We start from the raw sequence: 13,798 nt of genomic DNA, 5'->3' as shown, positions 1-13,798 counted from the left end.
CCGGTCTTTGTTTCCGGTCGACCGGGATTGGGACAGTTGGGGGGGCGCTAAGAAAATGAGGTGCTATGTGATTATAGTGGGTAAGTAGAGCGGTACTGGGCTATTGGGATCGAAGAAACACGTGAACTGATAAATTTGGCACTTATGCTCCTGATGCAGTCGACAATAATACATTCTTTCCTTGCCTATGGTTAGTACCTACGGCACTGTTGGGATACTGTGTTCACTTTCTATTACCAAGCTAATGCTCCTTCTGTCCGCTAAAAAATAAAGGGGCTAGGGAATTCCACTAGGCATTAAAGCTTAAAAAAATCAGGTTGGCTCTGGGCACTTTGTGGGCTCAAGCGGAAAAGTTGGGGGGATTAGGGTTGGTTTCGATAGCACGCAGATGATGCAGATTAATAAGATTTACGCTGATTTTTTATAATAAACGCGATTTAAAATACCGTCATTGCGAATGCAGAGCAACGGAGTGAAGCAATCTCGTTTTCTTAATACGGGATTGCCACGTTCCCGATAGGTCGGGACAGGCTATACTTCCTCGCAATGACGGATTTATACTGATTTTATAATCTACACATTCCTATTGCTACATTAAAGAGAAATATGCTTACCAAAACCACCTGGAAATCTCTCATCTTCCAGAAATATTGCTTGGTCCTCAAAATGTGCTAAAGAGGAGGCAAGCGAAAAAGTTGAGGGCATGAATCCCTTTATTTTAATAGGATTTCTTTTTTGTTTTTTTGCCACAAAGATTCTAAGACCCAAAGCTGTTTGTTTTCCATGAAACTTGGAATCCGCCTACAAAACACTTCGTGTCTTGGCGACTTCGTGGCGACATACCAAATGAATATAAATCTTCTCCCGCCCCCAGAAATATTTCTTGATCCACTTTGTACCGTAGGCCTGCCTCGCTATGGGCGGGTACAAACCTGTTTTCCTGATCTATTCGCCCAAGCGGGACAGATCCCTGGATAATTTACCCACTATGATCCATAAGTAGCTTAAACCCGGTTTATGCATTAGAAATCGTTATAGCCTGTCCTTGAAAATGCAAGAAAATCAGTCAGTTTGGAGACAAAAGTTTAGCAATGCTATGGTGATGTTGGGAACTAGAGCAAAGCGTCTGATTTTAAAGTAGTTTCAGGTCGTAATAAATAAGCTAATGCATATTTCAGGTTCAATGCTGTTTAGTTAAGGGGGATTTTCCAGTTTGAAGGGCGGTTATTGAGGGAATCATGGTTTTAATTTACTGGCGTCCGACTAAATTTCAAATATGATCAAAAGCGGTCTATAAATAGAAATTTCAAGGTTTTTATTCCAATTCCTAAAATGATCCCCATCTCCTAAAGGGGGGCTTTAGAAAGTCCCCTTTAGGAGATTTAGGGCTGAAAGCAGTTGATTTTTTTCAATTTGACGATTGTTTTCTCGGACACCAGTAGTTTTAATTTAGGGCCGTTTAAAACTTGTATGAGATGTTCCGCCTTGCAGGTATTGGGCGTTAAGAAATTATAAAGTGGGCGGGCAAGAAGGCAGGCTTGTCTGTCTAGTAGCCAGATAGATTTGACGAATGTTAATCAAAAAGGGGGTTGGCAGCTAAAAAAAGGAGGGGTTTAATTTTAGCACAATAGAGGCACCGCGGCGGAGTTTCCTCCACAGGCGGACAGGTTTGGATTCTTTTTTGACCTGTAGCAAAAAAGGAACAAAGGTAATGGGATGAAAACCAAGCTGGAATTTAGCAAGAGAAATAGTAATCAGTCATCCCTAATACTTACTAACTAAACGGCATCAATTCCGGGTTAAATTAAAAAAAAGGACTGCTTGTCTAAGCAGTCCTTTTAAATATGTTTTTTGCAAGAATTAGATCAATTAGTTCTCAATTTAATAATGCGTGTAAAATGAAGTAATTTCACTACAGGGTAGGTAGGGTCAAACTCATACCATTTTACTGCGAAATTTGGACGATTTGGCAGTTTATGGTGATTGTTTTGGAACAATTCACCCAGCATGAGCACATCCAGTAGTAAGCTGTTTTTTGAATGATCGTTATTGTCAAAATTAGCATAACCGTACTTATGTCCACTCCAGTTTACAATGGCACCGTGAACCGGCCCCATCATGAAGTGAATAGGGAGCAAGAAGTACATCCACCAGTGGGTACCTGGCAAATCAAAAACACTGATGCTTAACACATAGATCGCCACATATAGTACACCCCATGCGACGCGTACAACCATACTGTCGGCCATGAGATCAAATTTTTTCCAATCGGGAACGTCCTTTGAAAACCGCTCTTCCGGCTTAAGCCTAAAGCTGAAATAATCGTTATAAATGTTCTTGGTCTTCCACATCATGGTAAAGAGGTTCTCGGTATGGTGTGGACTATGTGGATCTTTAGGGGTGTCACTGTACGCATGGTGCATTCTGTGAAGAATGGCATAAGCCCTTGGTGATAGGTAAGAGCTGCCTTGACATGCCCAGGTGAAAAAGTAAAAGAACTTTTCCCAGAATTTGTTCATGATGAACATCTGGTGGGCAGCATACCGGTGCAGAAAGAAACTCTGGCAAAACAGCGAGAAATACCAGTGAAGAAGGAAGAATACTATTAATATCACTTGATTTTATTGTTGATTTAAGATTACAAAGATAATTTCTTAAACCGTAAAATTTGAGTAAGCTCGGATAAATTTTGTTAAACATGATATAATTCATGATTTTTAGTAACGATTTTTATTGTATTAGCGTTTTTAAACTGGTATTATGCACTTACTTTTATACAGAACTTAATAAAGCAATAATTGAAAATATGAGGAGTAAACGCAATAGCTGGGGTAATATCCTCATCCAGTTGGTTGTGGCTGGTTTGGCTGTAATTGTTACTGGATACCTTTTACCAGGGGTTTATGTAGAGGATTTTTGGATTGGTGTGCTCATCGCGGTGGTCATCAGTTTATTGAACTATACCATTAAACCTATCCTGATCATATTGACCATTCCGATTACGATCGTGACATTGGGCTTGTTTTTGCTGGTAATTAATGGGCTGATTATTTTGTTTGCTGCTGAAATTATCCCGGGCTTTGTAGTGGATGGTTTTTGGTGGGCACTGTTGTTCAGTTTTATTTTATCGATCATCAATGCCATTTTTGGTGTTTCTTTGTTCGATAGTGAGAAGTAGTTCGGCATAAGGCTGAAGTTGGATCATGGGTCCTGAAATTTTTCTGCATTCATTTTTTTTTATTGTAATTAATTGTAATTTAATTACTTAGTAAAGTTTGAGTGTAGATTGGTACAATTCAGGATGTACATTTTTATATCGATTGATTAGATTATTAGTTAATACACCCTTTTGACAGTAGATATGTTATATAAGAATGATGGGTTTAGGCCCGAGACAATCAAAGCCCTGAAAGAAGAGCTAAAGGCTTCAGGGAAATCCTACAAGGTGATACCTTCTGATGGGAACAACGAAGAGTTTAAAAATTTTTACTTTCTAGGGATGTTTGAGGGAAGGGAAGTGATTTATGACGCAGCGCTCTATACGCTGAGGCTTCATCACTCCAGTGAAATCTATGAACTGGCAGAACATAAAGCTGCCCAGAAATTCCCTAATTTTAAGGGAATCAATTATGAGGAGGATGAAAATGGAAATCTTAAGCCTTTGGACAATGACGAAGAAGAGATCGGGTGGTTTATTACAGAGATCATCATGGACCTGGAAGAAGAAGAGGCCGTAAAGGTACAGGAGTTTATAGACATGGACACCAATCATGACTTTGGTATCGGTGTGGATGCAGCACTGTACGTGGACCACATCGATGATACGGTCATTAAAAAATTCATTAAGGAATTTAACGACGATACCATTAAGCTGGATGATACCCTTTATTCCTTCCAGTCTGAGGATATTGAGGAGTAATTGCCGTTTTTTCAAAACTAATTGGCCAAACCGTTTGTTGATCCCCAGCAAACGGTTTTATTTTGTCAGCTATGTTAAAGATCGCCTGGTCTTCCAAGTATGCACACCCTTTACCCGCAGGGCATAGGTTTCCAATGGAAAAGTATGAATTGTTACCGGAACAATTGCTGTATGAGGGGACAATAGCGCAACGTAACCTGTTCGAACCGGGTGCGCTGGATAGGGGATGGATCATCGGCCCGCATGAGGAAGCATATCTGCGAAAACTTACTGAGCTTACACTTTCCAAATCAGAAATCAGAAAGACAGGATTCCCGCTGAGTGCCTCTTTGGTGGATCGGGAAATTCACATTATGGATGGCTCTGTCCAAGCATGCCTTTTTGCACTGGAGCATGGCATTGCGATGAACATTGCGGGGGGAACCCACCATGCTTTTTCAGACAGGGGAGAGGGGTTTTGTTTGCTCAATGATATCGGGATCTCCGCAAATTACTTGATCAAAAACCAACTGGCCAAGAAAGTCCTGGTGGTTGACCTGGATGTTCACCAAGGCAATGGTACTGCCGAAATCTTTAAAGACGAAAAGGCTGTCTTTACGTTCAGTATGCATGGTGCTGCCAATTACCCTTTGCACAAAGAAAAGTCCGATCTGGATGTGCCTTTGCCCGACAAAGTGGGGGATGAATTCTACATAAAGACACTTAAGGAAAATCTCCCGCGATTGATCGATCAGGTGGAGCCTGATTTTATAATCTATCAGTGTGGTGTGGATGTATTGTCCACTGACAAGCTGGGCAGGCTGGGATTGAGCATTGAAGGGTGCAAGGCTCGCGATCGGATGGTGCTGGAAATGGCCCATCAGGATGAAATCCCAATGATGTGCTGTATGGGAGGTGGATATGCTGAAAAGATTAGCCATATCATTGAGGCCCATGCCAACACGTATCGCCTGGCACAGGAGATATTTTTCTAAGGACGTTTCACAGAGCACGATCACAAGTAAATCTAGCCTTCAAAATACCAAATAACAATTTGTAGAATGAGAACTTTGTTTATATTTGCGGCAAGTTGAAATAATAAACAAGAAAAGTGAAAAACATAAGCAAAGCATTAGGCATCTTAGGAATGGCTGCAATTCTATTTACAGCCTGTAACCAAGGAAACCAAACGACCTCTACAAGTAATGATGGATCTAAGGGTAGTACTGTTGATTTGAGCGAAGTGAAAATTGCATATATCAACACAGACAGCGTGATCAATAACTACCAGTTTTTTAAAGACAAATCAGAGGAGATTTCCCAGAAAGGCAAGCGCTATGAAAGTGAGCTGGCCAACCGTGCCAAAGGGTTTGAACAGGAAGTGTCCAGTTTTCAGCAAACTGCCCAAAACATGACCCCTAATCAATCCAGGGCCAAGCAAGAGGACCTGATGAAAAAGGAGCAAAACCTGATGACATACAGAAATAACTTGATGCAGGAACTTTCTGCTGATGAAACAAACCTTTACAATGAGGTATATGACAAGATTCAGGAGTTTATGAAAGGCTATGCAGAAGAAAATGGCCTGGAAATGGTACTTAGCTACACGCGAGGTGGCGGTGTATGGTATGCCCATGATGCCATGGATGTGACCAAGGACGTCACCAAGGGCCTTAATGAGGCCTATAAGGCGGGTGATACCCCAACACCGGCAAAAGCTGATAAAGACAGTACCGCAGCAGGTGAGTGACCGATCCTGATGGGACATTGAAAAAATATCAAAAGCCCGGTACTGTCCGGGCTTTTTTTTGTACCAAATAATATCAGTAATTTTAGTGAGGACGTAAACACTATTCTTGATGAAAATAACAGAATTTCTCAAACACAACTACAGACATTTTAATGCTGCCGCTTTGATCGATGCAGCAGAAGGCTACAAGGCCCATTTGGACAATAACGGGAAAATGATGGTGACCCTTGCCGGTGCCATGTCCACTGCAGAATTGGGAATTTCACTGGCGGAGATGATCCGACAGGACAAAGTACAGATCATCACCTGTACCGGTGCTAACCTCGAAGAGGACGTTTTTAACCTGGTGGCACACGATTATTATGAAAGAGTTCCACATTATCGCCAGCTTTCTCCACAAGAGGAACAGGATTTGCTAGACAGACACATGAACAGGGTCACTGATACCTGTATTCCAGAAATGGAAGCGATGAGGAGGATAGAAGATATCATTTTGGAGGAATGGGTGAATGCCGATCGTGCTGGCGAAAGCTATTTTCCACATGAATTTTTCTACAAGATCCTGCTTTCAGGAAAATTGGAAAAGGATTATCAGATCGACCCTAAAAACAGTTGGCTGCTCGAAGCGGCCAAAAAGAATCTTCCGATCATCGTACCAGGATGGGAGGATTCTACACTGGGCAATATGTTTGCAGGACATGTGATCACAGGAGATGTGAAAAATGTCCATACCGTAAAAACCGGTATTCAGTACATGATGTATTTGGCAGAGTGGTATACGGAAAATGCCAAAGAGGATAGCACAGTTGGTTTCTTCCAAATAGGAGGAGGAATAGCAGGGGATTTCCCGATCTGTGTAGTGCCGATGCTTCATCAGGATCTACAGCGTGAAAATGTGCCGCTTTGGGGCTATTTTTGCCAGATTTCTGACTCGACCACCTCATATGGTTCCTATTCAGGAGCCGTCCCCAATGAAAAGATCACCTGGGGAAAACTGGGAATCGATACGCCAAAATACATCATCGAATCTGATGCGACCATTGTGGCTCCATTAGTATTTGCGATTGTATTAGACCAATAAAATGAACGTAGCAGAAAAACTTAAATCAACATTTCTAAAAGCAAGCACGGTTCCTGTGCTTGCTTTTTGTGCATTTACTCCATCTTTTGCCCAAGGGATCTATGCCCTCAAGCAGGTCAATACCCCATATGATGAGCAGCAGCCCGTGCTTTCTTCAAGGGAAGAGCTGTTCCTCAGCGTGGCCTTCCATCCTGATAATACTGGAGGCAGTAGGGATTATGGCGATGTTTGGTACAGCAAAAAGGATGATTTTAACCAATGGCAAGAAGCCAAGCCCGTGGCCAGTCTGAGTACCACGGGCTACGATCTGTTCATTGGGTTTCCGGATGACAATTCGGCATTGGTGTATCACGATGGCAAGAAGAAACCCCATGGCATTCACCTTTATCGGCGTACTGGTGAAACAGACTGGAAATATGAGTACCAGCTTGATTTTGGGAGTTTTAAGAATAACGGAAAGAGTTTTAGCGCACGGCTGCACCCCTCCGGTGATATCCTGATCATGTCCATGAATACATATGGGACTTTTGGCAATGAGGATATCTATGTGAGTTTTAAGCAGGCTGAAGGAAAATGGTCGGTGCCAAAGAATATTGGTGCTGATGTCAACAGCTATGAGCAGGAAATGACGCCTTTTTTATCCAATGACAAACAAGTGCTGTATTTTTCTTCCAACGGACACGGCACTGGTGAAGGCAGGGACATTTACTATTCCCAGCGACTCGATGATTCTTGGGAGCGATGGAGCAAACCCAAAATGCTAAAGGACGACATCAATTCCAGAGGGGTCGAACTCTCGTATTTTATCGATCCTAACAGCCCATTTACAGCTTTTGTCACCACTACCCAAAACAGTGAAGGTTATGGCGATATTCTGATGAGAAGGAAGGAAGAGATCGTCCTGGAAGAAGTCTCGCCCGCGGAAAATGGTCGATTCCTGGCAGCCAGTTTCCCTGTAAGTGAAAACACCCCAGCTCCAGTGACCAGTACGGCCAATGTGACCAGTGAGGTAGCTGTGGAAGAAACTGTCTCAGAAGTGGCCACGTTGCCTGGAGGAGAAGAAAATGTCCCTTTTGCTGCTGAGAAGGAACAAGAGCAGGTAGCTGAAATAGCTCAGGAAAAAGAGGAGCTGACTGAAGAAACGGTCGTTGTTGAGGAGAAATTAGTGGAGAAAGTTTCGGAGGACCAGGAAACTGTGATGGAAGCAGCCACTCTCAATAGCCTTATCAAAGTCAGTGCTTTGGATAAAAACACCAATGCTGAAATTCCTTTTAAAGTGACTTTTAAGAATGCAAACGGAGATAAAGTAGGTGTCGAGGAAGGGCTTAAAGGAGCCCAAGAACTTCCCTTGCGGGAAAACACCGCGAAAGTGACCATCTCATCCGAAAACTACCTTCCTGAGACGATCTTGGTGACTGATTTTGGAGAAAAGGAACTGGTGATGCTTACACCGGCCGATAAAGGAACGAGTTTGGTTTTACAAGAGGTTTTATTTAAGAAGGGGACAGCAGAACTAGCTGATCAAAATTCCTTGACCTATATCGATCAATTGGTGGATTTTATGAAGGAGAATCCATCCAAGAAGATCAGATTGGAAGGCCACACGGACAATGTCGGCAATGTAGCCCTCAACAAGCAGCTTTCTATGGAGCGGGCAGGTGCCATCAGGGATTATATGGTAGACCATGGCGTCCAATTTGAGCGGATCATGCTTCGCGGATTGGGTGGGAGTGAGCCTATTGCAGATAATGGTACCACCGAAGGAAGGGAAAAGAACAGGAGAGTGGAGATGGTCGTAATCGATTAAGGTAATCTAAAGGGGAGTATACCCCCCCTTTAAGGGAAGCTCCTGATTACAATAAAGGAACAGCACTTCATCCTTCGACGTGCGCTCAGGAGAAGAGCCAAGAACAGCGGATGTAATTCATATAATGTTTACTGTAATCTAAACTTTACTCCTCCATTTGTCCTTTGAGCGTGTCCAGTCCTTGCTGAAGTTGGTCCCCTAGCATTTTCTCTAGTCCGATCACTTTTTGGACAAGGTTCATTGGATATTTACTTTCACTATGAAAGCCCCAAGTTACCTTGGTTTGGTTTGCAGAGGTGCTTTCTGTGATCATATAAGCTTGGGCGGTGGACTCAAATGGCCTGATAAATCGGAGTTCATAATCGATACGTGTATTCTCTTCGATACCTATAATTTCCTGCTCTCCTTGTCCTACGTCGTTATGTTGGCTGTCCCACTTAGTGATGGCTCCTACTGTGCCATCTACTCCTTCGTATGCCTTTTTCATTTTGGGGTCAATCGTCATCCAAACGGAAAATTCATTTTGATTTTTGAGCATCTTGACATAGTCAAAAACCTGCTCCACAGGGCGATTGATGACCACACTTTTTTGGACATTCATTTCCCTGGGCACAAAGAAGGCAATGATGAGTACCAATAACGCAAGTCCCAGGATCGACAGCAGGATGATTTTTAGGATTTTCATACAGGTTATTTAGGTTAAAATTGGGGGGTAAAGTAAGTTTTGTCTACTAAGTTAAAATTATTTTTGGTTAAATTAACACACCTAAAATAATTGTTTGATGGTGTAGTGGCGGAAAGTATAGTGCATATTTTTAATCCTTTGCACCTTTCTATGTGGTCAGGCTAAAGTAGCGGTTGACCATAGATAGGCAAGGATGACCACCGGTTTATCGATCCTGCACCTGCTGTTATCCTTTTTGTCCAGGCAGTCGGGACAAGAGGTGCTGTTAACTTAACCGCAGCGCTACAGGGGGCAACTACCACCGAATTACCTACTGGGTACCTTTTCGTACCCAGTAGGAGAATAAACTTCCATTGAGCAAATACTTTTTATAATACGTTAATCCAGTAGTGTTTCATTAAAGAGCTTGAGGATGCGCTTGTACTCATCTGTCCAGCTGCTAGGCTCTACAAAACCGTGGTCTTCCACCGGATAAACGGCCATTTCCCAGTTGTCTTTGCCCAATTCGATCAACCGTTGTGAAAGCCTGACCACATCCTGGAAATGCACATTGACGTCTATCATGCCATGGGCGATAAGGAGATTGCCTTCCAGCCCTTCGGCAAAGTAAATCGGCGAACTCCTGCGGTAGGCAATGGGGTCGTTAAACGGCTCATTAAGGATATTGGAAGTGTAACCGTGATTATAATGTGCCCAGTCTGTCACGGAGCGCAAGGCCGCTCCAGAGGTAAAGGTGTCAGCTTCGTTAAATAAGGCCATCAGGGTGATGAAGCCACCGTAGCTGCCGCCATAAATGCCTATTTTTTCCGAATCAATATCCAATTCATCGATCAGGTATTGGGCACCATCCACTTGGTCAGAAAGGTCTTTACCGCCCATGTGACGGTAGATCCCCGTCCTCCAATCCCGGCCGTAGCCGGCGCTTCCCCTGTAATCAATATCCAGAACGGTGTAGCCTAAGTCGGTTAGTAAATTGTGAAACATATATTCCCTGAAATAGCTGGACCACCATTTATGGGCATTTTGGAGGTATCCTGCTCCGTGGACGAAGATCACCGCTGCGCCATTGGCAGTGGATGGGGCAGGGGTATACAGTCTAGCCGGCACCTTGGCACCGTCCTGTGCCTCAAAATGGATCAATTCAGGGTCCTTCCAATCATAGGCTTTGAATGCTTCACTTTGGCCTGAAGTAAGCTGGACGGCTTTGGCTTTATCACTGTTTTGTTTTAGGTATAGTTCCCAAGGCTGGTTACTGTAACTGTGCAAGATTGCCAGGTGCTTTTCATCTGGAGAGAGGCTTACCTTGTTGTTTCCTTCCATGGAGGAGAGTTTTTCCATTTTTCCGCCCATAACGGGCATCCTGTAGAAATGGCGCTCCCCGGGATGAATGGCGGAGGAGCTTAAATACCAGTGTTTGCCATCACGTGAAAGGGATGGGGAAAATACTTCAAATGCTCCTTTGGTAAGGGCTTTTTTCTTATTGTTTTTTACATTGTAAAGATACAAGTGGGAATATCCAGTAGCTTCTGATTGGAAGTAAATATGCTCACCATCTGGAAGCCACCCCAAGGTGCCTCCCCCAAAACTATAGCCGATGCCAGGACCAGCAATCCAGGCTTCATCACGCTGCCTGTCAAGTGTTTTTAAAGTGCCATCTTCCAAGTCAAGAAGTGCAATCCACCGATCCTTATTGTCTGTGGAGCGGATGTTGACCATCGCTTGGCTGTTTTGAGAAAAATAAGCTCCTGAAGTAATGACTGGGCGGTTTTCTTCTTTCCATTTCCGTTCAGGATAGTCTTTTACATAGTCAGGAAGGTCTTTGATACCCGGCAATTGGTCGGTTTGGACATAGTAGACGGTGTCCTTTTCCAAGTTATAAATAGCCATTTCTACCTTGGAGGCTTCATCGCCTACTTTTGGGCGGGTATCAAGGTCACTGGTGTATCCTGTGACGTCTGTGTAATCAGGGACAAAGGTGTTTTTCCGTTCTTTCGAAGGGGTAATTAAATTGAAAGTGACGAATTTCGCATCTGGGGATATCTTAAGGTTTGCCAATCGCTTTTCCTCAGTATAAAAGGTGAATTTTTCAGCTTCTTTCGTCGCTTCACGATAGGCTTTTCGCTTTTCTTTTTTGGTCTCCCGCTCGTGGATGACTTGGAGCAAGTCAAGATTTTCGGATTTCAGCCAATTGTCCTTTTCAGATAATTGTGCTTCTTTTTTTGCGGGCTTTTCTCCATCTTTGATGTGGGTGAGCTTTTTGATTTCACCTGAAGCCAGGTGATAGGTGAACATGTTGTTTGAAAGCTGAAATGCAATGACTGCTTCATCAGCCAGGAATTCTGGTTGGGAAATTCGGTCTCCCAGTTCAAGGAGTTGTTGCTCCTGATGCTCGTTAAAATCATATAAAAATAAAATCCCATTGCGGGTGTAGACTTTTAGGTCTTGGGCTTCATTAAAATCACCGGAAGAGGGGATAAGGCCAAGAGCTTCTTTAGCGGGGACTTTGATGATTTTTTCAGTATCGGATAGCTGTATTTTATAAAGGGAATCGGTAGGGTTATTTTCTGGATTATAGTTGAAGTAGATGGTTTTGCTATCTGCACTCCAGTGGACATCTGAGGGAAAAGTGCCCATCCAAGAGGGATCTTGCATGATCTTTTCCACGGAAAGTACACTTTTTTGGGCGAAGGTACTTACGATGGTACCGAAAACAACTAAAAACAGTAAACAAATTTTTTTCATATTTGGGATTTTTCCCCAATATGATCAAGAAGTCTAAATCTTGCAAGGCAAAAAGGTTAAATGGTTACGAAAGCTTATGAATAAAAGCCCGTTACATGCTTTTCAAAAAATCGGAAATTTCCTTTTTGATGATTTCAATTTCCGCCTTAAGCGCTGAGATGTTTTTTGGATAGGTATTGGCCACATCCTTTTCGATTTCCTGAAGCAAATTTTTGGTGGAAGAAGCGCCGACATAGCCCATCGCGGACTTTGCTTTGTGTACTTTTATTCTCACTTCGTCGTAGTTGCCCTTCTGATAAAGGCTGTCGAGTTCCTCCAGTTCGGTGAGGTTGTTGTTCAATACCATTTCCAGCATAGGGCGAATGAGTTCAGGGTCATCTCCTAAGAACTGAAAAATAACATCCTTATTGATAAGTTCGTACATTTGGTAGTTAAAGAAAATGGTTAAGAAGTAATAGTTTGTCAATTTTGCCTTATATGAAATAAACCAAGATTTGGCTGTTTTAACGTTTTTAGGGGCTTTTAGTTTTTTATTAACGTTAAGTTTAAACTACTTTTGGCAAAATTTATATTGGAAAAATAGGCGAAAAGATTTCAATATGAAAACAAAGAAAAAAATATTTCTACTGGTAAGTATCGTTTTTCTGATCATCATGATCTTGATCGGACTTGATATCTCTTCCAAAACGACCTTTCCGGGCTCCAAGGGAAGCCTAAAAGAAAGGATTATCAATTCGGATTCCGAATAACATCAATCATCCACATTATCACAAAAGAAATATACAAGTGCACCAATTAAAAGTCCAAAACCTTATCAAGGTACTGCTAGAGAATAATGTCGATCTGGAAGAGGACTTCCGGTTGGAAATCAATAAAAAGTTACTGGACGATAAAGCTGCCGGGCTGCAAGCAGAACTCTACGAGTGTATGGGTGGTATTGGGGAACCGGTTTTGTTGGAGAGGTTGCGATTTGATTTTAGAATTGATCGATTTCTGTTCATATATGACGATGCGGTGCATTTTAACCGTTATCGTTTGGCTACACTGAAGGCTTCTCTGTATGAAGTATTTACTTTTTCCTGGCTGGACAGTTATAAGCGGTTGTGCCGGACTTTTGAGCGGGAATGTCATAAGGCTGGCCAGCATGATAGGATTTGGAATGGCCCACCCATTGCCACCAAATGCTTTGGAGAGTCCATGGAGCCGGGAGATCTCACTGGAAACGGCGCGGCAGGGTGGAAGCTAAATGCCTATAATGATGCCCAATACGATCTACTGAGCAGGCTACATGGCTACAAGATCATCCGTATTCCCATGTATGAAAATATCATGACGGGTGGTAGCCTCAAAAAAATCGATCAGCTGCTGATGAATCCAAAGGAGGAAAATTACAACGCGATCTTAAATTGGCTGCAGCGAAAAGCCGTTTGATGGATGGGGGACCAGTTCCGGCGATTTCTTTATTGTTGTTCGGTATTTATGCCCTGGAAACTCCTGACGGAGTAACTCCGGACTGGCATAAAGTCGGGTTTATAATTACTGGCGTCCGACTAAATTTCAAATATGATCAAAAACTTTCTTTAAATAGAAATTTGAGGTTTTTATTCCAATCCCAAAAATTACACCCATCCCCAAAAGGGGAGCTTTAGAAAGTCCCTTTTAGGGGATTTAGGGATGAAAACAGTTGGTTTTTTTTCAATTTGACGATTGTTTTCTCGTACTCCAGTAATATTTTACTATAGAATATAAAATTCCAAAGAGTGTCTGTCTGGTTAAACCTGGATTATGCAATATAGTGAAACTTATAAATGAAAGAAAATCAGCTAGTTTGGAGG

General features: G+C 42.6%; 12 protein-coding genes. 8 read left to right on the top strand and 4 right to left on the bottom strand.

Features of this window, described 5'->3' with window-relative positions:
* Window positions 1-1,865 precede the first annotated feature (1,865 nt).
* Window positions 1,866-2,615: an acyl-CoA desaturase gene (locus FKX85_RS17115; protein ID WP_141615896.1), complete on the bottom strand. Its 750-nt coding sequence runs from the start codon at window positions 2,613-2,615 to the stop codon at window positions 1,866-1,868.
* Between the two features lie 191 nt (window positions 2,616-2,806).
* On the opposite strand from FKX85_RS17115, the gene FKX85_RS17110 reads away from it, so the two are divergent.
* The 6 genes from FKX85_RS17110 to FKX85_RS17085 all read left to right on the top strand — a co-directional run bounded on the left by FKX85_RS17110 (window position 2,807) and on the right by FKX85_RS17085 (window position 8,536).
* A complete protein-coding gene (locus tag FKX85_RS17110; protein ID WP_141615895.1) occupies window positions 2,807-3,178 on the top strand; it encodes a phage holin family protein in 372 nt (123 codons plus the stop codon).
* 183 nt (window positions 3,179-3,361) lie between these two features.
* On the top strand, window positions 3,362-3,919 hold the full coding sequence (locus FKX85_RS17105) for a hypothetical protein (RefSeq protein ID WP_141615894.1): 558 nt from the start codon (window positions 3,362-3,364) through the stop codon (window positions 3,917-3,919).
* 71 nt (window positions 3,920-3,990) lie between these two features.
* On the top strand, window positions 3,991-4,893 hold the full coding sequence (locus FKX85_RS17100) for a histone deacetylase family protein (RefSeq protein ID WP_141615893.1): 903 nt from the start codon (window positions 3,991-3,993) through the stop codon (window positions 4,891-4,893).
* Window positions 4,894-5,009: 116 nt separating this feature from the next.
* A complete protein-coding gene (locus FKX85_RS17095; protein ID WP_141615892.1) occupies window positions 5,010-5,648 on the top strand; it encodes an OmpH family outer membrane protein in 639 nt (212 codons plus the stop codon).
* A gap of 109 nt (window positions 5,649-5,757) precedes the next feature.
* A complete protein-coding gene (locus FKX85_RS17090) occupies window positions 5,758-6,729 on the top strand; it encodes a deoxyhypusine synthase family protein (protein WP_141615891.1) in 972 nt (323 codons plus the stop codon).
* A gap of 1 nt (window position 6,730) precedes the next feature.
* On the top strand, window positions 6,731-8,536 hold the full coding sequence (locus FKX85_RS17085) for an OmpA family protein (RefSeq protein WP_229239665.1): 1,806 nt from the start codon (window positions 6,731-6,733) through the stop codon (window positions 8,534-8,536).
* Window positions 8,537-8,681: 145 nt separating this feature from the next.
* Here the strand turns inward: FKX85_RS17085 and FKX85_RS17080 are convergent, their stop codons facing one another.
* From FKX85_RS17080 to FKX85_RS17070, 3 genes are all read right to left on the bottom strand, one after another.
* Window positions 8,682-9,221: an SRPBCC family protein gene (locus FKX85_RS17080; RefSeq protein WP_141615890.1), complete on the bottom strand. Its 540-nt coding sequence runs from the start codon at window positions 9,219-9,221 to the stop codon at window positions 8,682-8,684.
* 378 nt (window positions 9,222-9,599) lie between these two features.
* Window positions 9,600-11,963, bottom strand: coding sequence for a S9 family peptidase (locus FKX85_RS17075; protein ID WP_141615889.1), 2,364 nt, complete (start codon window positions 11,961-11,963; stop codon window positions 9,600-9,602).
* A gap of 91 nt (window positions 11,964-12,054) precedes the next feature.
* Window positions 12,055-12,387, bottom strand: a complete 333-nt coding sequence (locus FKX85_RS17070; protein WP_141615888.1) for an Hpt domain-containing protein — start codon at window positions 12,385-12,387, stop codon at window positions 12,055-12,057.
* Window positions 12,388-12,562: 175 nt separating this feature from the next.
* On the opposite strand from FKX85_RS17070, the gene FKX85_RS21505 reads away from it, so the two are divergent.
* Together FKX85_RS21505 and FKX85_RS17065 are read left to right on the top strand one after the other, a co-directional pair.
* Window positions 12,563-12,712 (top strand): hypothetical protein, encoded by a 150-nt coding sequence (locus FKX85_RS21505; protein ID WP_168196285.1) that lies wholly within the window; start codon window positions 12,563-12,565, stop codon window positions 12,710-12,712.
* Window positions 12,713-12,749: 37 nt separating this feature from the next.
* Complete coding sequence (locus FKX85_RS17065; RefSeq protein ID WP_141615887.1) at window positions 12,750-13,394, top strand: DUF7255 family protein; 645 nt, start codon at window positions 12,750-12,752, stop codon at window positions 13,392-13,394.
* The last annotated feature ends 404 nt before the right edge of the window (window positions 13,395-13,798 follow it).

It is taken from the genome of Echinicola soli, from assembly GCF_006575665.1.
Lineage (GTDB): Bacteria > Bacteroidota > Bacteroidia > Cytophagales > Cyclobacteriaceae > Echinicola > Echinicola soli.
This window is presented reverse-complemented; position numbering and strand designations above follow the sequence as displayed.